The organism is Vibrio sp. Vb0349, assembly GCF_033338975.1.
Map to the genome: position 1 here is coordinate 25,521 of NZ_JAWOTS010000023.1, position 22,316 is coordinate 47,836.

Here is a 22,316-nt window from a genome sequence, read left to right on the forward strand (position 1 = left end):
AGGTAGTATCTGTGACACGAAATTTTTGGTAGGGCGAAGGATAAATGCTAAAGGTTGCGATCAATGGATTTGGACGTATAGGTCGTAATGTTCTGCGAGCGGTGTATGAAAGTGGAAAACACCAGCAGATCAAGGTTGTGGTGGTTAACGAACTAGCTCAGCCAGAGGCGATGGCACACCTACTGCAATATGACACCAGTCATGGTCGCTTTGGTAAAAAAATTTCCCATGACCAAGAACATTTGCATGTTCATCATGACAGCGGTGAATATGATTCCATTCGCATTCTCCACCTCTCCGAAATCGAATTACTTCCTTGGCGTGATTTAGAAGTTGATATCGTCTTGGATTGCACTGGCGTATTTGGTTCGCAAGCCGATGGGCAAGCGCATATAGAAGCTGGCGCTAAGAAAGTACTGTTTTCGCACCCGGGCGCAAACGACCTAGATAATACGATTATCTATGGCGTGAACCACGAAACTCTGAAAGACGAGCACCGTGTTGTCTCCAATGGCTCTTGCACCACCAACTGTATCGTTCCCATCATTAAAGTATTAGACGAAGCCTTCGGCATAGAGTCTGGCACCATTACCACAATTCATTCGTCCATGAACGATCAACAAGTAATTGATGCGTATCATAACGACTTACGCCGTACCCGCGCTGCAAGCCAATCTATTATTCCGGTGGACACTAAGTTGCATAAGGGGATTGAAAGAATCTTCCCGAAATTTTCCAACAAATTCGAAGCAATTTCTGTTCGTGTTCCAACGGTTAACGTCACTGCAATGGATTTAAGTGTCACAATTAGTACAAATGTGAAAGTTAATGACGTAAATCAAACCATTGTTAACGCATCTCAGTGTACATTACGTAACATTGTTGACTATACTGAATCGCCACTCGTTTCCATCGACTTTAACCACGACCCCCATAGTGCGATTGTGGATGGAAGCCAGACTAGAGTGAGTAACGGGCAACTCGTAAAAATGCTCGTTTGGTGCGACAACGAATGGGGCTTTGCTAACCGGATGCTGGATACTGCCTTAGCAATGCAAGCTTCTTCGCAAGTGGAACAGTAATGACGAAGAAGTGATGGAGATTTTTTATTTCAAGCCTTGAAATAAATCCATAATATCTCCATATCTATAACCAGTTTGAAGAATTAACAGGCTTGGCAGGGTTGCCGAGTTTTCAAAAACTTTAATTATTAAATATTTGAGAGGACACATCATGTCTGTAATCAAGATGACTGACCTGGATCTTGCAGGTAAACGTGTATTTATCCGTGCTGACCTAAACGTGCCAGTAAAAGACGGTAAAGTAACTTCGGATGCACGTATCATCGCATCTCTTCCAACTATTAAGCACTGCCTAGAAGCAGGCGCTAAAGTAATGGTTACGTCTCACCTAGGTCGCCCAACTGAAGGTGAATACGCTGAAGAGTTCTCTCTACAACCAGTTGTTAACTACCTAAACGACGCACTAGATTGCGAAGTGAAGCTAGCAAAAGACTACCTAGATGGCCTAGAGCTAAATGCGGGTGAACTTGTTGTTCTTGAAAACGTTCGCTTCAACAAAGGCGAAAAGAAAAACGACGAAGAGCTATCTAAGAAATATGCAGCACTATGTGACGTATTCGTAATGGACGCATTCGGTACGGCTCACCGTGCTCAAGCATCTACTCACGGCGTTGGCATGCACGCAGACGTAGCATGTGCTGGTCCTCTACTAGCAAACGAACTAGAAGCGCTAGGCAAAGCAATGGACAAGCCAGCTCGTCCAATGGTTGCTATCGTAGGTGGTTCAAAAGTTTCTACTAAGCTAACTGTTCTTGAGTCTCTATCTAAAATCGCTGACCAACTCGTTGTTGGTGGTGGTATTGCTAACACATTCATCGCAGCTGCTGGCCACAACGTTGGTAAGTCTCTATACGAAGCAGACCTAGTTGAAACAGCTAAGAAGCTAATGGACGAGTGTGCAATTCCAGTAGCAACTGACGTTGCATGTGCGAAAGCATTTGACGAGAACGCAGAAGCTGAAATCAAGCACGTTTCTGAAGTACAAGACGACGACATGATCTTCGACCTTGGTCCAGATTCAACTGCTGAACTAGCTGAAATCCTTAAAAACGCTAAGACTATCCTATGGAATGGTCCAGTAGGCGTATTCGAATTCAAGAACTTCGAAGCTGGTACTAAAGGTATCTCTGAAGCTATCGCAGCTTCTGAAGGCTTCTCTGTTGCTGGTGGTGGTGACACGCTAGCGGCTATCGACAAGTTCGGTATCAAAGCGGATGTATCTTACATCTCTACTGGCGGCGGCGCTTTCCTTGAGTTCGTAGAAGGTAAAGTTCTTCCAGCAGTAGAAATGCTAGAAGCACGCGCTAAGTAATTAAAGCAAAGCGGGGGAGTGATTCTCCCGCTTTCTTGTTTGCTGCAACGTGTGAGGAACTCTGCTAGAATAGCCTCAGTTGTGAGCAAACGTTTGCAAGATTTTCAACTTAACAAGTTTTGTTTAAAAACGACAGATAAATAGGATTACATCCATGTCTAAGATCTTCGACTTCGTAAAACCAGGTGTTATCTCTGGCGATGACGTTCAGAAAGTATTTGAAGTTGCAAAAGAAAACAGCTTTGCACTTCCAGCAGTAAACTGTGTGGGTACTGACTCTGTAAACGCAGTACTTGAAGCAGCTGCAAAAGTTAAAGCTCCAGTTATCGTTCAGTTCTCTAACGGTGGCGCTGCTTTCTTTGCTGGTAAAGGTCTAAAACTTGAAGGTCAAGAAGCTCAAATCCTAGGTGCTGTTGCTGGTGCGAAATACGTTCACGCTGTAGCTGAAGCTTACGGTGTTCCAGTAATCCTACACACTGACCACGCAGCTAAGAAACTACTTCCTTGGATCGACGGTCTACTAGACGCTGGTGAAGAGTACTTCGCGCAAACTGGTAAGCCACTGTTCTCTTCTCACATGATCGACCTTTCTGAAGAGTCTCTAGAAGAGAACATCGAAATTTCTGCTAAGTACCTAGAGCGCATGGCTAAAATGAACATGACTCTAGAAATCGAACTAGGTTGTACTGGTGGTGAAGAAGACGGCGTTGACAACTCTGATATGGATGCGTCTGAGCTATACACTTCTCCAGAAGACGTTGCATACGCATACGAGAAACTAAGCGCAATCAGCCACCGTTTCACTATCGCAGCATCTTTCGGTAACGTACACGGCGTATACAAGCCAGGTAACGTTGTACTAACTCCAACTATCCTACGTGATTCTCAAGCGCACGTTTCTGAGAAATTCGGTCTTCCAGCGAACTCTCTAAACTTCGTATTCCACGGCGGTTCAGGTTCTTCTCTAGAAGAAATCCGTGAATCTATCGGCTACGGTGTGATCAAAATGAACATCGATACTGATACACAGTGGGCTACTTGGGATGGTATCCGTAAGTTCGAAGCTGAAAACCACGATTACCTACAAGGTCAGATCGGTAACCCAACTGGTGAAGATGCACCAAACAAGAAGTACTACGATCCACGCGTATGGCTACGTGCAGGCCAAGCTTCAATGGTTACTCGTCTAGAGCAAGCATTTGCTGACCTTAACGCAGTTGACGTACTATAATCGTTACTGATTAAGTTACTTAAAAGCCCGCTCTTTGAGCGGGTTTTTTTATGTCTATCATTTTCTTCCCCTCTGCTTTCTCCCGGTATTTTTATGCGTTAGGTTGTATTTGCTAGTGAGATATCTCACCTTTAACGTTTTTTTAAAGAAAACATGGGAATATCAGTCTTAAGAGTGGCGAAATCAGAGTACATTGCGTAACCTGTAACAAGTCAGTGTCAGAAAGCTCTGATAAAGTCTTGTTTTGCATATCTTTGCGAAACTCTGACTTTGAAAAAAGTCAGAGTTGGGATATTGTGCCAAAAATCTGACACTGTTCAGTGGAGCAATAGGGATGTTGTTTTAGAAAAGAGCCTTTAAAAAACAAGGTTCATAAATTAACGGCAATTGGATTTATATCTCTTTATTTTTGAGGATAAGAATTATGGCAGGTGAATCGGTGGGTATCGATACCACTTTAACGGATGGTCTAACTCAGGCTGAAACTTGGCTGACAAACAATTCAGATCTACTGGTTCAGTACGGTGTGAACATTATCTCTGCGCTGCTTATTCTGTTTATCGGTAATCTTATCGTTAAGGCAGTCGCTGGTAGTGTTTCTAAAGTACTAGAAAAGAAAAACATGGATAAGGCCGTCGTTGAATTTATTCACGGTCTTGTTCGTTACTTGCTATTTGTAATCGTGCTAATCGCGGCTCTTGGTCGATTAGGAGTTCAAACCGCTTCTGTTGTTGCTGTGATTGGTGCGGCAGGTCTTGCTGTTGGTCTTGCACTACAAGGTTCACTATCAAACTTTGCAGCAGGCGTACTTATTGTTGCGTTCCGCCCATTCAAATCAGGCGACTACGTAGAAATCGGTGGTGTAGCGGGTAGTGTTGAAGCAATTCAAATCTTCCAAACCGTTCTAAAAACACCAGACAACAAAATGGTTGTTGTGCCTAACTCTTCAGTTATCGGCGGTGCCATTACTAACTACTCTCGCCATGCGACACGACGTGTCGACCTAGTGATTGGTGTTTCATACAAAGCAGACCTTAAACTAACGAAGAAAGTGATTCGTGAGACGCTAGAGAAAGATCCACGTATCTTGAAAGACCCAGATATCACAATTGGTGTACTTACGTTAGCAGACTCTTCAGTTAACTTTGTGGTTCGTCCATGGGTGAAAACTGCAGATTACTGGGGCGTATACTTTGATGCAATGCAAGGTATTAAAGAAGCATTGGATGAAAATGGTATCGAGATTCCATTCCCACAAATGGATGTTCACCTGAACAAAGTCGACGCTTAATCAAAAGCAGTCGATATTCAAAAGCGAGGCCAATAGGCCTCGCTTTTTTATACTTCGTAAAGGGTGTGATGACCAGCAAGTAAGAGGCGTTTTAGATGTTTACCTGCAAATCCAAATGTGAACTCAGGTAAGCCAGGCGTATAGAGCAACTCTTGATGTTGATAGAGATTGGTATCAACAATGATAGTGATGTATTCCGGTAAGCCTATTGGGCAAACCGCGCCGGGTACGCAACCTAACACTTCGACCATTTCATCGTCATTACAAATAGAGGGACGTTTACCTGTAATCGCTTTAATCTGCTTGGCATCGAGGCGCGAGTCCTTATCTGTCAGATAAACCGCGTAACCTTGTCCTTTGAGTGTTAAAAAGAGGCTTTTGGTATGCGTACCCGTCCAACCAAGCTCTCTCGCAATACGTATATCTGTCTCAAAGTCTAAGATGGCTTCGTGCTGCCATTCCCGAAAAGGAATAGAGAGCGCGTTGAATCGCTCTCTATTGTTGTTATAAATACGTTTTAGTGACTCCATGTCTTTGCTGCCTTACTACCTGGTGATTACCAATACTTATCAATAAGCTCACTCGCTAAGATATACGCGATTGTGAACATCATCATTGCGATTGCAATGTCGATGGTTTTTTTCACTTTTGGTTGAGAGAGTGTTGGACCTAGTTTGGCTGCTCCTATCGATAAAGTGTAGAACCAAACAAAGGAAGCCATAATCGTACCTAGTGCAAAAGCAATGCGATCATGGCCTTCAAATTGTCCACCGATCGAACCTAGAATAACGACTGTATCTAAATATAAGTGCGGATTAAGCACAGTGACAGCTAACGCACCTAGAATAACCGTTCGACGACCTCGAGCTACAATCTCCCCTTTTGATTCCGATTCACTCTCTGGCTTAAAAGCACTTTTTAGTGAGAGCAGTCCATAGAAGCTCAAGAAAGCAATACCACCAAGTGTCACCGACGTCAGTAAGATTTCATTTTGAGACAGAATTGCACCACCACCAAAAATACCTAGAGAGATGAAAATCATATCTAGCACGCTACAAATAGTGGCGGTTGTTAGGTGGTGGTTACGCTTTATGCCTTGATTCAAAACATACGCATTTTGCGCGCCGATCGGAATGATCATTGATGCTCCTAAACCAAAACCTTGCAATAGAACCCACAAGCTCACACTTCACCTCACTTCAAAATAACAAATACATTTACAGAAAAGGGAAAGATAAAGCGTTTATCTAAATAAGTATAATTAATGATTTTAATCTTACATTAGATAGACTAATTTAACGGGAGGCGTTTGATCAAGAGTGAGAGGAAAGGTATGCGAGGGTTAGATTACAAATGGATTGAGGCATTAGACGCTATAGTTTATCAGGGTAGCTTTGAGCGTGCTGCCGAGCATTTATTTGTTTCTCAATCCGCCATTTCTCAACGTATCAAGCAGTTAGAGAAGTTTCTCGCGCAGCCTGTTTTAATTCGAAGCCAGCCACCTAAGCCAACGCCAATTGGTAAAAAATTGTTGGGCCTTTATCGGCGAGTACGCTTGCTAGAGCATGAAATTCTCCCCGAACTAAAGAATGATACCAGTACGCGACCTGTGCAACTCTCTTTAGCGACTAATGCAGATAGCCTTGCAACATGGCTACTGCCAGCGCTGCAAAATGTTATGAAGCAGCGTCAAGTTGAACTAAAACTGACTATCTATGGTGAATACCGCTCTATTGAAAAACTCAAAAGTGGCGAAGTGACAGGAGCGATCAGCTTGGAGTCCCAGCCAATCCCCGGATGCAGAGCAGACTATTTAGGTCGCATCGATTATGTTTGTGTCGCGAGCCCAGAGTTCTATCAGCGTTATTTTTCTAAAGGCGTAAATAATCAGACATTGGCAAAAGCACCGGCCGTTTCATATGACCAATATGATGATCTACATAAAACATTTCTTACCGAGCATTTTAACGTCAATCCTGACAGCGTTATTCATCACAACATCAGTAGTTCTGAAGCGTTTCTAAAAGTGGCGTTAGCTGGTGTTGCTTATTGCTTGATCCCCCGCTTGCAAATTACCGACGAATTAGACAGAGGTGTGTTGGTTGATGTGACTCCAGGTTTTTTAATGTCCCATCGGATTTATTGGCACCACTGGCAGTTAGAAACTGGGGTATTACAAGAAATCTCACACGCGATAGTGGGGTATGCGCAGCAGCATCTACCTCAATAAGTTTGTCAGAGCTGCCTATCGTTAACTTAAGTATGTTTTGTTTAAAAATTACGCCAATGTTACATAGTCAAAGTTGTGTTAGAAGTCACTATGGGTGCTTGGATAATCGGCGGAAGTTTCTATTATGAAACCACACGCTTTCTCAGCCATGATAGTGATGTTGGAATCTGAGATTAAGTACTTAATTTTGTATGGATGGATTTATTGAATGAAATTGTATTCATTTTTGCTGGCTTCAGCACTCAGCCTTACCAGTGCTTCAGTTTTGGCGAATACGCCAGAGTTTGCTCATGTTACGACAACGGGGTATGGCGAAGTGACGGCCACACCTGATATGGCTACGTTTTCTGTAAAAGTAGTCGATACGACAATGACGGCTGAACAAGCGAAATTGTCCGTAGATAAAACCGTTGAAGAGTTTCTAAAAAGCTTATCGGATGCCGGCTTGTCAAAAGACAATATTACTAGCTCGAATTTATACCTTGCTCCTCAGTACCATTACCCTAAATCAGGGAAAGCAGAACTTGTTGGGTATCGAGCATCTCGCAGTATTGATGTCACGGTGACGGATCTGAAAAACCTTAACCAATACCTAGATATGGCGTTAGAAGCGGGAATTAATCAGGTTGATAATATTCAACTTAAGGTAAGCAACCAAGCCGAGTATCAGCAAAAGGCACGAATGGCTGCGATTAAGGACGCAAGAGAAAAAGCAGGGTCATTAGCGACTGGTTTTGAGAAAAAGTTGGGCGATGTATGGCAGATCAATTACAGACAGATGCACGTTCAGCCTGTGTTAATGCGTTCAATGGCGATGGATAGTAAAGAAGGAGCGAATAGCTACCAAGATTCAACTATGATCATTCGCGATCAAGTCGATGTCATTTATAAGCTAAAGTAAGGCTTAGCAAACAGTAAAAAGCAAAAGGCAGGGAGTCATAACCCCTGCCTTTGTCGTTTCTGTTTCACTGTTTAGTGAAGGATACGGGCACGGATTGTGCCTTCAATGTTTTTGAGCTTTGTTAGAGCTTCTTCTGAGCGCTCAGTTTCAACGTCGATCACTACGTAGCCTATTTCAGCGGCTGTTTGTAGGTACTGCGCGGCAATGTTAATGCCTTCTTCAGCAAAGATGGTGTTGATCTGAGTTAGGATACCAGGACGGTTCTTGTGGATATGAAGCAGACGAGAGCACTCACCACTGTGTTCTGGTAATGACACTTCAGGGAAGTTTACGCTTGAAAGTGTCGATCCGTTATCAGAGTACTTAGCCAGTTTACCCGCCACTTCTAAGCCGATATTTTCTTGTGCTTCTTGTGTTGAACCACCAACGTGTGGAGTGAGGATGACGTTATCGAATTTTTGTAAAGGAGACTCGAACGGGTCAGCATTCGTTTTTGGTTCAGTTGGGAATACATCAATTGCAGCGCCGGCAAGGTGACCAGCTTCTAAGCTATGGCAAAGTGCAGGAATATCCACAACGGTGCCACGTGCCGCGTTGATAAAGATGGAACCTGGTTTCATTCGAGCAAATTCAGCTTCACCCATCATGTTTTTCGTTTCCGGTGTTTCGGGAACGTGCAAAGAAATCACATCACATTTGTTCAATAGTTCACTCATGGTATGTACTTGCGTCGCATTACCAAGGGACAGTTTGTTCTCAATATCGTAGTAGTAAACGCGCATACCTAAGTTTTCGGCAATAATACCAAGCTGAGTACCAATGTGACCGTATCCGATAATGCCAAGGCACTTACCACGAGCTTCGTAAGAGTTGTCTGCACTTTTCTTCCAAATACCGCGATGTGCAAGTGCATTCTTTTCAGGAATACCACGCACTAGTAAAAGGATTTGCCCAAGTACAAGCTCTGCCACGCTTCGAGTGTTAGAGAATGGTGCATTAAAGACAGGAATACCGCGTTTTGCTGCTGCGTCTAGGTTTACTTGGTTAGTACCAATACAAAAACAGCCAATTGCAACCAGCTTGTTCGCCGCATTTATTACCTCTTCGGATAGGTTCGTACGGGAGCGGATACCAATGAAGTGTACGTCTTTTACCGCTTCAATTAGTTCTTCTTCCGGAAGGGAACCTTTATGGTATTCAATGTTGGTATAACCAGCTGCTTGAAGAACTTCAACTGAAGAAGGGTGGAGTCCCTCTAACAAGAGGATCTTAATCTTTTCTTTTTCCAGTGAAACTTTGGCCATTTTTTCTCGTCCTTAAAATGGAAAGGTGGGCTAATGTGGCGCACATTGGGCAAAACTATTAAAAAGGGGATAATTAACAGTTTTGTAGGAAGACAAACGTTTCCCTGTGCGTCTTCTGTTCAATAAAGTAACAAAAAAAAATTGCTTTGGGTAAGAAAATTACGGAATAAGAGATAATTTTCTTATAGAAAGGAATAAAAAACGGTGCCTTTCAGCACCGTATGTAATGAAATAACAGAAAAGTGAACCAGATAGGTTCATTTTGGGCTGTTATTTACTCTTCAATTTTTGCACCTTCTGGTGTGCCAGTGATCACTACGTCTGCACCACGATGAGCGAAAAGACCCACAGTCACCACACCAGCGATGCCGTTTATTTTGTCTTCCATTTCTTTCGGGTTGGTAATTTGCATATTGTGCACATCCAGAATCACGTTGCCGTTGTCAGTCACAACGCCTTCACGGTAAGCTGGATCACCACCTAGTTTTACCAATTCACGAGCCACGTAAGAGCGTGCCATTGGGATTACTTCAACAGGCAATGGGAACTGGCCAAGTACGTCAACTGCTTTAGTGCCGTCAACGATACATACGAACTTATCAGAGATTGCTGCGACAATTTTCTCACGAGTCAGAGCCGCGCCGCCGCCTTTGATCATTTCACGTGCTGGGTTGATCTCATCTGCGCCATCAACATACACATCCAGCTTCATTACATCGTTACACTCGTATACTTCAATACCAAGCTCTTTAAGGCGCTCAGTTGAAGCGACAGAGCTAGACACTGCACCTTTAATATCATCTTTGATAGTGCCTAGTGCATCGATGAAGTGATTCACGGTAGAGCCAGTACCAACACCGACAATGCTGCCTTTCTCAACATATTTTAGTGCTGCCCAACCAGCCGCTTTTTTCATTTCATCTTGAGTCATGCCAATCTCCTGAATAGATGTTCGTTAACGTTTGCGGGCGTGATTATAGCGGCTTACTTGTCACTTTCCCATTGCCATATTTGGCTTGGGGTCACGATCTTAGGTAATGGAATATCCCAGCTTTCAATTGGTAAGCGTTCTACATGTTGGCAGTCATGAGCGATACCGACAGGTTTAGCACCCTCTCCAGTTATAAACCAACGTGACAGAGTACGATCGTAGTACCCTCCGCCCATGCCTAAGCGGTGTCCGATACTGTCGAACCCAACTAAAGGCGTGCAGATTAAATCAAGCTGGCGAACGGGTTTGAGGTGTCTGATATCGAGCTTGGGCTCTAAGATGCCGTACTTGTTGTAGATGAGCTGTTCATCACTTATATACTGAAGAAACAGTAACTGACCTTTAGAAAAGGGATGGATGACGGGCAGATAAACCGATTTTCCCTGTTGCCATAACCATTCAATGAGCGGTTTAGTATCAAGCTCACCGTCTGCAGAAAGGTAGATGGCAATATGTTGCGCCTGATCGATTTCAGGAAGTTGGGAAAATTGAGTAATAAGGTCGATTCCCGCTTGGTATTGCGTATCACTGCACAGAGCGTTGCGCTTTTCACGAATCAGTTTGCGGAAGTCTTGTCGAGAGAGGTCTGACATAGAGAGAATACCCCAGGGTGCCGTTGAGGATTGTGGCCCTTGAACCAGCTGGTTCAAGGCGGATCAGCAATGACAACCGTAGGCTTCTCGGTGCATGCCGAGCTTGCTCAATAGTTACCAAATACTAACCCTTAGGTATTGCTTATCGGCTCAGGGACTTAAATCCTGCTGACGCACACCCCAGGGTAAATTTTGTATTTACTGCTGTCCTTGCGTAACTTTGCTTAGTGCGTTCTCTAAAGACGCGGTGAGCTTTTCCATTCGCTCAGTAATTTCTTGCTGTTGACCATTGGATTCGTATGACTTGGTGTGCAACTCATAGCAAATATTCAATGCAGCAAAGGTCAGCAGTTGGATTTCATTGGTTACCTTAGTACGTTCGCTCATTTCTTTCAATCGGCGATCCAGATCTTTTGCCGCTGCAACAAGAGACTCTTCTTGTCCTGTCGGACAATTCACTCGTGTAAGTTTGCCTAATATTTCAACGTCGATCGCTTGATTGCTCATGATGAATAAACTCTATATTCGCGCTATCTAAGGTGTTGCTTCATACAACTACCGAGGAGCAAACTATAGGAAAACCGCTATTAAGATTCAAGCATTTCCCATCACAGAAAGAGAAATGATGACGAGATCACACAGGAATTGGGCAAATTGAACAAATGCTGTCCAAAATTGAATTTGATAGCCGTTTCAGACCACTAACCTTGATGGTAGGATATACCAATACATTATTACGCAAGAATGAGCCAAGTTATGAGTGAAATCACCCTTCCTGAATACCAATCTATTGCTGCTGAACTGCAATCGGCAAGCCTGGCTGTGACACCGGCGGAGTTACATGGCTTATTTGTTGGCATGTTAAGTGGTGGATTGGCGATCAATGATCAAACTTGGCAGCCGATTCTTTTTGACTACACCAATGATGGGATGGGGTGGCCCTCGACAGCACTCACTTTTGCTCAGAGCATATTCAACGCTACTGTTAATGAGCTTACTGGCACATCAATGGAGCTGTCTTTACTATTGCCAGATGAGCCGGGCGAAGAAGGCTTATTCGCATTAGCCGACAGTGTGTCCGACTTTGTAAACCACTTTATTTCTGGGCTAGGTCTAGCAGGCGTTGCGCTTAATAAAGCATCTGATGACGCTAAAGAAGCACTGGCTGACTTAGAAGAGATTGCCAAATTAGGCATTGATGAAGATGACGATCTTGGTGAACAAGCGCAATTGCTAGAGCAAGTGATTGAGCACATCAAAGCTTGCGTACTAACGATTCATGCTGAATTTGGTGTTCGTCCTGAAAGCAGCGACAAAAAACCTACTATTCACTAATCGTAGACCGTCCAGAGGTTAGTATGAAGCAATATGATGTAGTCATTGCTGGTGGTGCCATGGCTGGTGCAACGTTAGCATTGGCGATTGACCATTTGTCTCAGGGAAAGCTCCGCATTGCCGTCGTTGAGCCTTTTAAAGCACAATCAGATATGCACCCTGGTTTTGACTCTCGCTCAATCGCATTGTCTTACGGTACTGTCAATCTGTTGCGTCAACTACAGCTCTGGACGTCAGTAGAACCGTTTGTCACACCCATTGAACATATCCACGTTTCTGACCGTTCTCATGCTGGGATGACGGAGATTACCAAGCAAGAGGTTGGGGTGGGAGCTCTAGGGTATGTTGTAGAATTAGCCGATGTTGGGCGTATATATCAAGAATTATTAGACAGCAGCGAATCAATTACGCTGTTTTGTCCTGACTCGGTTACCGATATCGAGCGCGAGCAAAACTGTACCCATGTGACGTTGAAAAGTGGTGAGCAACTTGAAGCAAAACTGCTGGTGGCTGCAGATGGTGCTGTTTCGACCTGTTGTCAGAAAATTGGTCTAGAACTTTCTGAGCAAGATTTTGAACAAGTGGCTGTCATTGCCAATATTGTGACTCAAGAACCTCATCAAGGTAGAGCCTTTGAACGTTTTACTGAAAATGGCCCTGTTGCTTTATTGCCAATGAGTGACAATCGAATGTCCTTAGTTTGGTGTTTACACCCTGAAGAAGCCCAAGCCGTTCTTGAGTTATCTGATCAAGCATTTCTCCAGCGTTTACAGAACGATTTTGGTTGGCGTTTAGGCGCGATGAAAAAAGTGGGGCGCCGTGCAAGTTACCCATTGCTTCTTCGCCATCGAAAGCAAAATATTTCACATCGCTTTGCGATTGTTGGAAATGCGGCGCAAACGCTGCACCCGATAGCTGGACAAGGCTTTAATCTCGGTATTCGCGATGTAGTCTCACTAGCAGAAGAAATTGTGCAGCAAAGTGAGGATGTGGGTCTTTATCAAGGCCTGATGCGCTTTAGTCAACGTAGAGAAACAGATCGAAGCGAAACTATTTGGCTAACCAGTGCCTTGGTGCATGTTTTTTCAAATGATTTACCCGCGATGCGAATTGGCCGAAATACTGCCTTAGCAGCGATGGATAACCTTTCTATTTTTAAGCAGCCGCTACTACGCCATACACTTGGCTTGGTAAAACGATGAACGGCCGCACTGAATTAGGTAATAAAAAGCAATGATGCAAAGTGTAGATATCGCCATCATCGGCGGAGGGATGGTTGGGTTGGCACTTGCTGCCGCGTTCAAAGACAGTGATCTGCGTGTCGCCGTTATTGAAGGTAAAGTGCCAGATGATTCGTTGAAAGAATTGCCCGATGTTCGTGTGTCTGCGCTGAGCCGCTCTAGTGAGACGATTTTGCGTAAACTTGGTGCTTGGCAGGGCATAGAACAGCGCCGAGCTTCGCCTTACCATGGCATGGAAGTATGGGAACAAGATAGCTTTGCCAGCATTGAATTTAATGCACAAAGTATGGCACAACCTGATTTAGGGCATATTGTTGAGAATCGTGTGATTCAACTTGCGCTGCTTGAACAAGTCCAAAAGCTCGATAACGTCACTATGTTTATGCCTGCACGTTGCGCGACTCTCGCGGTCGGTGAGCAAGAAAGCTGGCTGACGCTCGATAATGGCCAAGCCATGACCGCTAAATTAGTGGTCGGAGCCGATGGGGCGAATTCGTGGCTTCGCCATCAAATGGATATTCCATTAACGCATTGGGACTATGGTCATCATGCTTTGGTCGCGAATGTCAAAACTGCCATGCCACACAACAGCATTGCGCGCCAGATATTTACTCCTCACGGACCGTTGGCATTTTTGCCAATGTCGCAACCAGATATGTGCTCTATTGTTTGGTCCACGGAGCCAAATCGAGCAGAGCAGTTAGTGGCGATGAGTGAACATGATTTCAATAAAGCGTTGACGAGTGAGTTTGATGCTCGACTTGGTCTATGTGAAGTAGTGGGAGAGCGTGCTGCGTTTCCTTTGAAAATGCGCTATGCGCGAGATTTTGTTGTCGAGCGAGTCGCGCTGGTTGGTGATGCGGCCCATACCATTCACCCATTAGCGGGGCAGGGTGTGAATTTAGGTTTATTAGATGCGGCCAGTCTTGCTCAAGAAGTATTAGCACTTTGGAAGCAGGGTCAAGATATCGGCAGTAAACGCAACCTAAGAAGCTACGAGCGTTGGCGAAAAGCGGAAGCGGCAAAGATGATCGCTACTATGCAAGGGTTTCGAGATTTGTTCTCTGGCGAGAACCCAGCTAAGAAGCTCGTTCGTGGCATTGGCTTAAGTTTAGCGGGGCAACTGCCGGGAGCGAAAGATGAGATCATGAAGCGCGCGCTTGGTTTAAAGGGACACTTGCCGGATCTGGCGCGTCAGTAAGTGCAAAGCGAACTTCAAATACACAAAAGGCTGGTTAATCCAGCCTTTGTTTTATCAACATTTTGCTAAGCATATGCGCATCGGAGTTTCATTATTTCTTGATTGATCTCTTTGACCGCTCGGAAATGGCGTTGCTCTGCTTTCTCCGGCAGTATTAACTTACCGTTATCAAACTCGAATCTACCGACCCCGTAAATATAAATTCTTCCTTTAAAAAGACGACTTATATGTTTAGCAATCATACTTGGTGTATAGCGCTTAAACAGTCTCATATTTACTTTCCTTTTATCTAACCTAGCCTAGGTATTCTACGTTCTGGACGCGAAAATTATTGTGACAGCAATAGTATTAAATACAGATGTAGGGTGTTGCGTCAGAGAATTGTGTTGTCTTAGACAATTTGACAGTGTCATCTCTTAAATAGCGTGAGGATTACCCCAAAAATAACCTCTCTAAAGGAACCCTTACCCAATACACTCCTTTTTACGTGACGCATTAAGCAATAGTTTTGTTACAGAATTAAGAATAGAACGAAAACGGTTGTTTGCTAGTTGTTTCTATTAAGGTCGTGCTTCGCGTAACACACTTTACGTTCTAACGATTAGAGGAAATGAAAGAGAAAAAGTTCCACGTAAAAAAAAGCCCGCTTCAGCGGGCGAATAGTCACAGATGCATTACACAAAAGTGGATAACTAACTGCATGAATGCTGTCACTCAGCTAGCTGACTCACTTTATATTGGTTAAGTGCTTGTTTGAAACTTAACCAACAAATTCAGCATATACGAGTTTTATCTTTGTGACTATTTATGTTTTATATGTGATTAAAAATTCTCATGTCTATTTTTGTAGATATGAGCGAGATCACGCAGTGATAGAAACACTACGTGTCATTACATTGTTTTTAGACGATTAACGACAGATCTCAGCTACGGTCGGCTGACACAATTGGATAAGATCTTGGATAGAAAGCGCCAGTCCAGCCATGCGATCGCCACTGCTGATCGTGACTTCCTGTTCTTCTAGTAAGCTAGGGTCGAACACGATTGGCATATGACGTTTTAGTAGCAGAGGAGTGACAGTACCAATTTTGTAACCAGTGATGGACTCAACATCGGCTTGATCAACACAAGTCATCCGGCGACATTTCAGTAACGAGCGCACTTTTTTGGGATCAACGCTACGATCACCTGGCGCACAGGCGAGTGCATATTGATTACCCATGTCTCGTAGCAAGATTGCTTTCACCATTTGAGAAGGGCGAATGCTGCGTTGGTGCGCGGCATCCTCAATGGTGGTTGCTGGTCTTTGATGCGGTAACAGACGAAACGGAATGTGTTGGTCTGTGAGAAATTGCATCAAAGGAGTATTGATTGTATTACTCATCATCAAGACTGTAAGGCAGTGATTCGATTGTCCATTCACATTCTGGTTGCGCAACCAAACGAAGACGAGTGTCTTCATCGAGATTATTAGGCAGTACGATCAGGCCAATCGCGTGATTGTCACTGAACTGGTAGTGATTTAACAAAGCACCTACTGAACGCCAGTTTTCACCTACGCTGCGTTCGAGCTCAATTGGTTCGTCACTGAATGGAGCAGAAGTCGCACCTTTTACGATATACATCGCACGTTTATTGGTACCGCGATACTTCGCTCGTGCTACCGTTTCTTGTCCCGTGTAGCAGCCCTTTGTGAAGCTTATGCCTCCTAAAGCTTGAACGTTGAGTGCTTGTGGAATGTGAGCATTCTGCGCGGATGCAGAGACAAATGGTAAACCTGCCTCAATATCGAAACGATTCCAAAGCTCATTTGTCGTAAAGACAGCGTCGGTAGTTTCAACGATTTGCTGTGCTTCTGGCGCACTTAATATCAGTAACCAGCGATCTTGTGCAACTTGCACGGCTGTGCCACCGTCAACTGGGCGAACGCTGCCAGTTGTCTTGCTCATTGTTGAAATGAATTCGTCGGCTTTAACGCCAGCAACGCCTAAGATAACGTCATCAGAAGCTTCAATCGTTACTTTAGAGAAAATGGCGTATTTCTTTATTTCATTAAGTTCTACGTCAATCGCCGATCTTGGTTGGATCATGCCGTAGCCATCATGATGATGGAAAAGGCGGAACACGCTCCACACTTTGCCTTTTGCATCACAATGTGCGCCCAGTGTTGATTGGTCTTGTTCTAAAGAAACAACATCGCAGGTAACCTGACCTTGTAAGTATGATTTTTTATCGTCACCGATCATGGTGATCATGCCGAAGTTATCCAGCAGTGAGATAGATAACTCTGGAAGTGCGTCTTGAGTTGAGAGAGGTAATGCTGAAAAACGAGTTTGCCATTCCATAATTACAATGCCTTTTGAAGATATTTTTCCGCTATGTTATACCCAAATAACCTTGAGATACTAGGGGAGCGATTTACGAATCAACATTTGTCTGCTTTCACTATCGTATTGTGACCCGCACACTAGTGACGTAGCACATCCCTTGTTACACTCCGCACTAACAACAAGACATCTATGAAGGAATAGTGAATGTACACTCCGGAAGAAAAAGCGCGTATTAAATGGGCTTGTCGTCGAGGCATGCTTGAGCTTGACGTAGTAATTATGCCGTTTTTTGAAGAGTGCTTTGATACTCTGAGTGAACAAGAGCAGCGTGACTTTGTTTCTTTACTTGAATGCGATGATCCTGATCTGTTTACTTGGGTAATGGGGCATGGCCGTAGCGAAAATTTAGGTCATGCAGCAATGGTTGATAAAATTGTCGCCCATAACCTCAGCAAAGTTCGTTAATTTTACTGCTTCTCCCTCTCTGACTGCCCGAGTCTTCAATGTTGTACTTTTCTTATTGATGACTTGGGCTGTTATCTTCTCTAGCATTCCGATCGTATTATCGACTTATTTGTTATTACTGATTGTTAAGGCTCTCTCAAGCCAAGGCCTTGTTCAACCTACAAGTCATGGGCATTGGTATGTGCACTGCGATGGCTCGGTTAGGTTTGATGCCCTTGAGTATGGCGAATGCTCGGAAGATATTGAGTCCGAAAAGGGTCATTTACAGCGAGTCGATACATCGGCATCACCATTCAAGATAACATTCCAATTGCAATCTGGCCGTAGTGTTACGATTTGGCGTGATAGCTGTGACGATGAGCAGTATCGTCAACTATCTTTGGTATTACGCCAATGGGAAATGAAACAGGGAGCTAATGCTCCCTGCTGATGTAATAGTTTACTTGGTAAAGTTAAAGCTGTTTAGCTGGAACCAAAATCGTTGGGCCGCTGTTTTCCAGTTGGTTCGGATAGTCAAGCGTGTAGTGCAAACCTCGACTCTCTTTACGCTGCATCGCACAACGAACCATCAACTCTGCTACTTGTAAAAGGTTACGCAGTTCTAATAAGTTGTTCGACACGCGGAAATTGCTGTAGTACTCGTGTGTTTCTTGTTGCAATAGTTGGATACGGCGTAAGGCGCGCTCTAAACGCTTGTCAGTTCGCACAATGCCCATGTAGTCCCACATAAACAGACGAAGCTCGTGCCAGTTGTGCTGAATGATCACTTCTTCATCACTATTGGTTACTTTGCTTTCATCCCAACATGGCACCTGTGAGGGTAGCTCAACGTTAGTGTGATGTTTTAGAATATCTTTTGCCGCAGACCAAGCATAAACCACGCATTCGAGAAGTGAGTTTGATGCCATGCGGTTAGCACCATGCAGCCCGGTGTAGCTAACTTCACCAATCGCATACAAATTTTTCAGATCGGTGCAGCCATTTCTATCCACCATGACACCGCCACAAGTGTAGTGTGCAGCAGGTACGATTGGGATTGGCTCTTTAGTCATGTCAATGCCCAAGTCCATCAAACGTGAATAAATGGTTGGGAAGTGTTTCGTAATAAAGTCAGCAGGCTTATGACTGATGTCGAGATACATACAGTCGGCGCCTAAACGCTTCATTTCGAAGTCGATAGCACGAGCCACGACGTCACGCGGAGCAAGCTCTTTACGTTCATCGAAATCTGGCATAAAGCGAGAACCATCTGGACGGCGCAGGTAAGCACCTTCGCCACGCAACGCTTCAGTCAGCAAGAAGTTACGTGCTTCTGGGTGATATAAACACGTAGGGTGGAACTGGTTAAATTCCATATTCGCCACACGACACCCTGCACGCCAAGCAATCGCAATACCATCACCAGACGACACATCTGGGTTAGAGGTGTATTGATAAACCTTTGAAGCACCACCTGTAGCGAGAACCACAAATTTGGCTCGCACGGTTTCGACATGCTCTTCGTTGCGGTTCCAAATATAAGCACCGATAACTTTGTTTTTATCACCGCCAATTTTGTCTTCGGTGATTAAGTCCAGAGCATTGTGACGTTCGAGAACATGAATGTTTGGATGGTTATGAGCGTTATCTTGCAGGGAGGTTTGCATCGCCATACCTGTCGCATCTGCCGCGTGAAGAATACGACGACGGCTATGACCACCTTCACGAGTTAAGTGGTAGCGAGGTTCATCGTCAGAGTCATCTTCTTCACGATCAAATGGGACACCACCGTCAATCAACCACTGTACACACTCTTTTGAATGCTCAGCAATGAACCTTACGGTCTCCTCATCGCAAATACCATCCCCGGCGATTTGCGTGTCTTCAACGTGTGAATCAATGGTGTCTGACTCATCAAATACGGCAGCGATACCGCCTTGAGCATAGTAGGTTGCCCCTTCGCTGCGTGGTCCTTTACTCAGCACCATCACCTTACAGTGGTTAGCAACGCGCAAAGCCAACGACAAACCTGCCGCGCCACTCCCTACCACTAATACATCACACTCATGTTCACGATTTGTGTTCATATAACTTTTATAATCCCAAGCTAAGGTAACAAAGTTACCTTGTGTATTATTTGCACACCATGTGCATTCCATTATCGCGACATCTGTCGCTAAGGGCTAAGTTGGGAGACCTATCGACGTCCGTGTTACGGCGGTGACTGAGCCACTCTTCTTTTTCATGCAGAGCATGAGCATGCTTCCTAAGTTATAATTTGTAACGCGGTGTTCAGATAGCCATTAGCCATGCAAATGAAAAGTAATAGTTTGTCAATGCCATTGCTTTTCCATGCCCGACCCAGCACAATCTGGGACAGAGATCATTCATTATACCCATTTCCCTCCAAGATGCTCGCTTGTCAAACTTAGACTAAAGTCAGGCAGCGGTGGTCATTTGGGTACAGACATCACACTGTGAAAAAACAATGACAAAAAACTTGAGAAACCATGGAACTTTCTCATTCACGTTAGGGTCACAATAGTGCTCAAGTAAGCAGTGGTGTCAATACTACGTTTTGCATAATTAGTACCCATATCTGAGAAGAGTAGGGGCATAACAAATAGGAGTATCCGCTCGAATGAACGAGCAGCTGACCGATCAAGTATTGATTGAGCGAGTTCAGAATGGCGATAAGCAAGCATTCAACCTGTTGGTAACAAAGTACCAGAATAAGGTATGTAATCTTATTTCCAGATACGTTAGTAATCCTGGCGATGTACCAGATGTAGCACAAGAAGCGTTTATTAAAGCTTACCGAGCTATCCCTAGCTTTCGTGGGGAAAGTGCGTTTTATACGTGGCTGTATCGCATTGCAGTGAATACTGCGAAAAATCACATTGTTGCTCAAGGGCGTAGACCTCCAGCGACAGATGTCGATGCTGAAGATGCTGAATTTTACGAAACAGGTAGTGCACTTAAAGAAATATCGAACCCTGAGAACTTAACGTTGTCCAAAGAATTGCAACGGGTGGTGTTCAGTGCAATCGAAGCTTTACCTGAAGATTTAAAAACCGCAATGACATTACGAGAGCTCGATGGCTTGAGTTATGAAGAAATTGCAGAAGTGATGGATTGCCCGGTAGGAACGGTACGATCGCGTATCTTCCGTGCTCGTGAGGCGGTGGAAAAGAAAATCAGACCTCTTTTGCAACGCTAGTACAAGTAATAACTATGGTGAAAATAATGGCTGACAAAGAAAAACTTTCAGCTCTCATGGATGGAGAATTGGTCGATAAGGCTTTAATTCAAGAGTTAGAGCAAGACCAAGAGAGCCGTGATGCTTGGCAGAACTATCACCTGATTGGTGATGTGATGCGAGGCGAAGCGCCAGCAAAACCTGAGTGGAATATTGCTGAAAGCGTGGCGTTAGCGTTAGAAGATGAACCTGCACACCGTGCGTTTGATTCGCACAGTGCAAATGTTATCTCAATTGCGGATACGCCAAAAGAGTCGCAACCAGAACCGCAAAAAGCAAAACGTCAGTTGCCAGGTTGGTTGACGCAGTTTGGTCAAGTTGCTGTTGCTGCATGTGTATCGCTTGTTGTTATTTTAGGTGTACAGCAGTACGGTGGTAGCGATTCAATGTCGCCGCAAACAGATCAATTACCTGTATTGCAGACGGTTCCGTTTGCTGGCAGCGCAGAACCAGTGAGTTTGACTCGTGAGTCTGTAGAACGTTCTGTAGGCGAGGCAAATATGCAAGAGCAGCGCAAGCGTGTTCATGCTATGCTGCGAGACTACGAATTGCAGTTACGAATTAACAGTGATGCATCTCAACAAGATGCAAATCTGAATCCGGATATTGAATGAAAAAATTTCTGATCAGCGCTTGCGCTCTGTTCAGTATGATGTCTTCTCAAGCCTTTGCTGGTGATAAGCCAGCGGAGGCTTTATTGCATCAAATGAGCGAGGCGAGTAAGAATTTAAGTTACGAACTCTCTTATATCCTTATCAAAAAGAACAGCATTGAGCCGTTGCTGTATCGTCATGCCACGCATGGTGACGATCAATATGCTCATCTTGTCTACTTAAGTGGCCCTGTGCGTGAAGTGATTCGTCGCGGAACTGAAGTAAGTTATATCGAAACGGGTTTAGAACCGTTCACCATCGAGTCAGGTAAAATGGTCGCTCCGACTATGCCTATGCTCAACACCAATATCGATGAGCTAAACTTGTATTACGACTATGTAAAAGTGGGTAGAGCTCGTGAAGCTGGTGTGGCAACACAAGTGTTGCGTATTGTTCCTAAAGACGGTCTGCGCTATTCATACGTACTATGGATCGATGAAAAGAGTAAATTGCCGTTACGTGCCGACCTTGTGGACCGCGATGGTGAGATGCTTGAACAATATCGCACTATTTCTTACACGGTAAACCCAAAAATCGCAGAGTTAATGAGTGGCCTGCAAGATGTCCAATTACCTGCTGTTCTCACCATGCCAAAAGGCGATATTGGGACCAGTAATTGGCAGGTTGGTTGGATCCCTGAGGGTTTCGAGCCGAACGAGCTCAACCGCTATCGAATGGCCGTTACTAACCAAATGGTGGAGAGTCAGCTGTATTCTGATGGTCTGTTTAGCTTCTCTGTTTACGTAGCAAACAAAGATGAGCATTCGTTAAAAGGGCAGTTGGTTCGCCAAGGCAGAAGAACGCTACACAGTTTTGTGAGCGGTCAACATGAAATCTCTGTTGTAGGAGACATTCCACCGACCACAGCACAGCGTATCGCCCAATCTGTCACATTTAATGTAACAAAGGGTAAATAAC

General features: G+C 44.3%; 24 protein-coding genes and 1 other RNA gene. 14 read left to right on the forward strand and 11 right to left on the reverse strand.

Annotated features, from left to right (window positions below; genetic code table 11):
* Positions 1-44: 44 nt before the first annotated feature.
* The 4 genes from epd to mscS all read left to right on the forward strand — a co-directional run bounded on the left by epd (position 45) and on the right by mscS (position 4,916).
* Positions 45-1,082: an erythrose-4-phosphate dehydrogenase gene (gene epd / locus R7Q47_RS18960; protein ID WP_053306782.1), complete on the forward strand. Its 1,038-nt coding sequence runs from the start codon at positions 45-47 to the stop codon at positions 1,080-1,082.
* Between the two features lie 151 nt (positions 1,083-1,233).
* Positions 1,234-2,394, forward strand: a complete 1,161-nt coding sequence (locus R7Q47_RS18965) for a phosphoglycerate kinase (protein WP_005384547.1) — start codon at positions 1,234-1,236, stop codon at positions 2,392-2,394.
* Positions 2,395-2,548: 154 nt separating this feature from the next.
* Positions 2,549-3,625, forward strand: a complete 1,077-nt coding sequence (gene fbaA / locus R7Q47_RS18970) for a class II fructose-bisphosphate aldolase (RefSeq protein ID WP_005380996.1) — start codon at positions 2,549-2,551, stop codon at positions 3,623-3,625.
* A 424-nt stretch (positions 3,626-4,049) separates the two neighbouring features.
* Entirely contained in the window at positions 4,050-4,916 is an 867-nt protein-coding gene (gene mscS, locus R7Q47_RS18975) for a small-conductance mechanosensitive channel MscS (RefSeq protein ID WP_005380995.1), read from the forward strand.
* 47 nt (positions 4,917-4,963) lie between these two features.
* Here the strand turns inward: mscS and R7Q47_RS18980 are convergent, their stop codons facing one another.
* Positions 4,964-5,446, reverse strand: a complete 483-nt coding sequence (locus R7Q47_RS18980; RefSeq protein WP_017633558.1) for a YbaK/EbsC family protein — start codon at positions 5,444-5,446, stop codon at positions 4,964-4,966.
* A gap of 26 nt (positions 5,447-5,472) precedes the next feature.
* Positions 5,473-6,102, reverse strand: a complete 630-nt coding sequence (locus R7Q47_RS18985) for a LysE/ArgO family amino acid transporter (RefSeq protein ID WP_031780897.1) — start codon at positions 6,100-6,102, stop codon at positions 5,473-5,475.
* A 147-nt stretch (positions 6,103-6,249) separates the two neighbouring features.
* On the opposite strand from R7Q47_RS18985, the gene R7Q47_RS18990 reads away from it, so the two are divergent.
* Positions 6,250-7,146, forward strand: a complete 897-nt coding sequence (locus R7Q47_RS18990; RefSeq protein ID WP_005380990.1) for a LysR family transcriptional regulator ArgP — start codon at positions 6,250-6,252, stop codon at positions 7,144-7,146.
* A 208-nt stretch (positions 7,147-7,354) separates the two neighbouring features.
* Complete coding sequence (locus R7Q47_RS18995) at positions 7,355-8,047, forward strand: oxidative stress defense protein (RefSeq protein WP_005384550.1); 693 nt, start codon at positions 7,355-7,357, stop codon at positions 8,045-8,047.
* Between the two features lie 71 nt (positions 8,048-8,118).
* Here R7Q47_RS18995 and serA read toward each other — a convergent pair whose 3' ends face one another.
* The 5 genes from serA to R7Q47_RS19020 form a co-directional block, all read right to left on the reverse strand.
* Positions 8,119-9,351 carry a phosphoglycerate dehydrogenase gene (serA, locus tag R7Q47_RS19000; RefSeq protein ID WP_005384551.1) on the reverse strand — a complete coding sequence of 411 codons (1,233 nt, stop codon included), beginning with the start codon at positions 9,349-9,351 and terminating at the stop codon, positions 8,119-8,121.
* A 274-nt stretch (positions 9,352-9,625) separates the two neighbouring features.
* Complete coding sequence (gene rpiA, locus R7Q47_RS19005; protein WP_005380982.1) at positions 9,626-10,282, reverse strand: ribose-5-phosphate isomerase RpiA; 657 nt, start codon at positions 10,280-10,282, stop codon at positions 9,626-9,628.
* Between the two features lie 53 nt (positions 10,283-10,335).
* Positions 10,336-10,935: a 5-formyltetrahydrofolate cyclo-ligase gene (locus tag R7Q47_RS19010; protein WP_053350725.1), complete on the reverse strand. Its 600-nt coding sequence runs from the start codon at positions 10,933-10,935 to the stop codon at positions 10,336-10,338.
* Positions 10,936-10,940: 5 nt separating this feature from the next.
* A non-coding RNA gene (gene ssrS, locus R7Q47_RS19015) (6S RNA) lies at positions 10,941-11,125 on the reverse strand.
* 8 nt (positions 11,126-11,133) lie between these two features.
* Positions 11,134-11,442, reverse strand: a complete 309-nt coding sequence (locus R7Q47_RS19020; protein WP_005384553.1) for a cell division protein ZapA — start codon at positions 11,440-11,442, stop codon at positions 11,134-11,136.
* A gap of 249 nt (positions 11,443-11,691) precedes the next feature.
* On the opposite strand from R7Q47_RS19020, the gene R7Q47_RS19025 reads away from it, so the two are divergent.
* From R7Q47_RS19025 to R7Q47_RS19035, 3 genes are read left to right on the forward strand one after another with little or no spacing between them, the layout of a single operon-like run.
* Entirely contained in the window at positions 11,692-12,270 is a 579-nt protein-coding gene (locus R7Q47_RS19025; RefSeq protein WP_248486991.1) for a YecA family protein, read from the forward strand.
* Between the two features lie 23 nt (positions 12,271-12,293).
* Positions 12,294-13,472, forward strand: a complete 1,179-nt coding sequence (gene ubiH / locus R7Q47_RS19030; protein ID WP_248486990.1) for a 2-octaprenyl-6-methoxyphenyl hydroxylase — start codon at positions 12,294-12,296, stop codon at positions 13,470-13,472.
* A gap of 31 nt (positions 13,473-13,503) precedes the next feature.
* Positions 13,504-14,712 carry an FAD-dependent 2-octaprenylphenol hydroxylase gene (locus R7Q47_RS19035; protein ID WP_033907445.1) on the forward strand — a complete coding sequence of 403 codons (1,209 nt, stop codon included), beginning with the start codon at positions 13,504-13,506 and terminating at the stop codon, positions 14,710-14,712.
* Positions 14,713-14,777: 65 nt separating this feature from the next.
* On the opposite strand, the gene R7Q47_RS19040 is transcribed toward R7Q47_RS19035, so the two are convergent.
* The 3 genes from R7Q47_RS19040 to ygfZ form a co-directional block, all read right to left on the reverse strand.
* Positions 14,778-14,984, reverse strand: a complete 207-nt coding sequence (locus tag R7Q47_RS19040; RefSeq protein WP_005380970.1) for a DUF1107 domain-containing protein — start codon at positions 14,982-14,984, stop codon at positions 14,778-14,780.
* 638 nt (positions 14,985-15,622) lie between these two features.
* A complete protein-coding gene (locus R7Q47_RS19045; RefSeq protein WP_318089330.1) occupies positions 15,623-16,096 on the reverse strand; it encodes a YbaK/EbsC family protein in 474 nt (157 codons plus the stop codon).
* Complete coding sequence (ygfZ, locus tag R7Q47_RS19050; RefSeq protein WP_065274852.1) at positions 16,089-17,057, reverse strand: tRNA-modifying protein YgfZ; 969 nt, start codon at positions 17,055-17,057, stop codon at positions 16,089-16,091. Before ygfZ ends, R7Q47_RS19045 begins: the two co-directional genes overlap by 8 nt.
* 189 nt (positions 17,058-17,246) lie before the next feature.
* Here ygfZ and R7Q47_RS19055 point away from each other — a divergent pair, with 189 nt between their 5' ends.
* A complete protein-coding gene (locus R7Q47_RS19055) occupies positions 17,247-17,507 on the forward strand; it encodes a succinate dehydrogenase assembly factor 2 (RefSeq protein ID WP_005380951.1) in 261 nt (86 codons plus the stop codon).
* The gene (locus R7Q47_RS19060) at positions 17,476-17,937 is read left to right on the forward strand and encodes a protein YgfX (protein WP_248486986.1); all 462 of its coding nucleotides are present in this window, start codon (positions 17,476-17,478) and stop codon (positions 17,935-17,937) included. The genes R7Q47_RS19055 and R7Q47_RS19060 overlap by 32 nt, the downstream gene beginning before the upstream one ends.
* 22 nt (positions 17,938-17,959) lie before the next feature.
* Here the strand turns inward: R7Q47_RS19060 and nadB are convergent, their stop codons facing one another.
* Positions 17,960-19,573 (reverse strand): L-aspartate oxidase, encoded by a 1,614-nt coding sequence (gene nadB / locus R7Q47_RS19065; protein ID WP_005380947.1) that lies wholly within the window; start codon positions 19,571-19,573, stop codon positions 17,960-17,962.
* Between the two features lie 554 nt (positions 19,574-20,127).
* Here nadB and rpoE point away from each other — a divergent pair.
* From rpoE to rseB, 3 genes are read left to right on the forward strand one after another with little or no spacing between them, the layout of a single operon-like run.
* Positions 20,128-20,706, forward strand: a complete 579-nt coding sequence (rpoE, locus tag R7Q47_RS19070; protein WP_005380946.1) for an RNA polymerase sigma factor RpoE — start codon at positions 20,128-20,130, stop codon at positions 20,704-20,706.
* Positions 20,707-20,732: 26 nt separating this feature from the next.
* Positions 20,733-21,359 carry a sigma-E factor negative regulatory protein gene (locus R7Q47_RS19075; RefSeq protein ID WP_005380944.1) on the forward strand — a complete coding sequence of 209 codons (627 nt, stop codon included), beginning with the start codon at positions 20,733-20,735 and terminating at the stop codon, positions 21,357-21,359.
* Positions 21,356-22,315 (forward strand): sigma-E factor regulatory protein RseB, encoded by a 960-nt coding sequence (gene rseB / locus R7Q47_RS19080; RefSeq protein WP_151515120.1) that lies wholly within the window; start codon positions 21,356-21,358, stop codon positions 22,313-22,315. The genes R7Q47_RS19075 and rseB overlap by 4 nt, the downstream gene beginning before the upstream one ends.
* Position 22,316: the final 1 nt, after the last annotated feature.

Excerpts from the sequence above, each read along its gene's own strand:
- epd (WP_053306782.1), top strand. The coding sequence starts at position 45 with ATGCTAAAGGTTGCGATCAATGGATTTGGACGTATAGGTCGTAATGTT.
- R7Q47_RS18965 (WP_005384547.1), top strand. The coding sequence starts at position 1,234 with ATGTCTGTAATCAAGATGACTGACCTGGATCTTGCAGGTAAACGTGTA.
- fbaA (WP_005380996.1), top strand. The coding sequence starts at position 2,549 with ATGTCTAAGATCTTCGACTTCGTAAAACCAGGTGTTATCTCTGGCGAT.
- mscS (WP_005380995.1), top strand. The coding sequence starts at position 4,050 with ATGGCAGGTGAATCGGTGGGTATCGATACCACTTTAACGGATGGTCTA.
- R7Q47_RS18980 (WP_017633558.1), bottom strand. The coding sequence starts at position 5,446 with ATGGAGTCACTAAAACGTATTTATAACAACAATAGAGAGCGATTCAAC.
- R7Q47_RS18990 (WP_005380990.1), top strand. The coding sequence starts at position 6,250 with ATGCGAGGGTTAGATTACAAATGGATTGAGGCATTAGACGCTATAGTT.
- R7Q47_RS18995 (WP_005384550.1), top strand. The coding sequence starts at position 7,355 with ATGAAATTGTATTCATTTTTGCTGGCTTCAGCACTCAGCCTTACCAGT.
- serA (WP_005384551.1), bottom strand. The coding sequence starts at position 9,351 with ATGGCCAAAGTTTCACTGGAAAAAGAAAAGATTAAGATCCTCTTGTTA.
- rpiA (WP_005380982.1), bottom strand. The coding sequence starts at position 10,282 with ATGACTCAAGATGAAATGAAAAAAGCGGCTGGTTGGGCAGCACTAAAA.
- R7Q47_RS19010 (WP_053350725.1), bottom strand. The coding sequence starts at position 10,935 with ATGTCAGACCTCTCTCGACAAGACTTCCGCAAACTGATTCGTGAAAAG.
- R7Q47_RS19020 (WP_005384553.1), bottom strand. The coding sequence starts at position 11,442 with ATGAGCAATCAAGCGATCGACGTTGAAATATTAGGCAAACTTACACGA.
- R7Q47_RS19025 (WP_248486991.1), top strand. The coding sequence starts at position 11,692 with ATGAGTGAAATCACCCTTCCTGAATACCAATCTATTGCTGCTGAACTG.
- ubiH (WP_248486990.1), top strand. The coding sequence starts at position 12,294 with ATGAAGCAATATGATGTAGTCATTGCTGGTGGTGCCATGGCTGGTGCA.
- R7Q47_RS19035 (WP_033907445.1), top strand. The coding sequence starts at position 13,504 with ATGATGCAAAGTGTAGATATCGCCATCATCGGCGGAGGGATGGTTGGG.
- R7Q47_RS19040 (WP_005380970.1), bottom strand. The coding sequence starts at position 14,984 with ATGAGACTGTTTAAGCGCTATACACCAAGTATGATTGCTAAACATATA.
- R7Q47_RS19045 (WP_318089330.1), bottom strand. The coding sequence starts at position 16,096 with ATGAGTAATACAATCAATACTCCTTTGATGCAATTTCTCACAGACCAA.
- ygfZ (WP_065274852.1), bottom strand. The coding sequence starts at position 17,057 with ATGGAATGGCAAACTCGTTTTTCAGCATTACCTCTCTCAACTCAAGAC.
- R7Q47_RS19055 (WP_005380951.1), top strand. The coding sequence starts at position 17,247 with ATGTACACTCCGGAAGAAAAAGCGCGTATTAAATGGGCTTGTCGTCGA.
- nadB (WP_005380947.1), bottom strand. The coding sequence starts at position 19,573 with ATGAACACAAATCGTGAACATGAGTGTGATGTATTAGTGGTAGGGAGT.
- rpoE (WP_005380946.1), top strand. The coding sequence starts at position 20,128 with ATGAACGAGCAGCTGACCGATCAAGTATTGATTGAGCGAGTTCAGAAT.
- R7Q47_RS19075 (WP_005380944.1), top strand. The coding sequence starts at position 20,733 with ATGGCTGACAAAGAAAAACTTTCAGCTCTCATGGATGGAGAATTGGTC.
- rseB (WP_151515120.1), top strand. The coding sequence starts at position 21,356 with ATGAAAAAATTTCTGATCAGCGCTTGCGCTCTGTTCAGTATGATGTCT.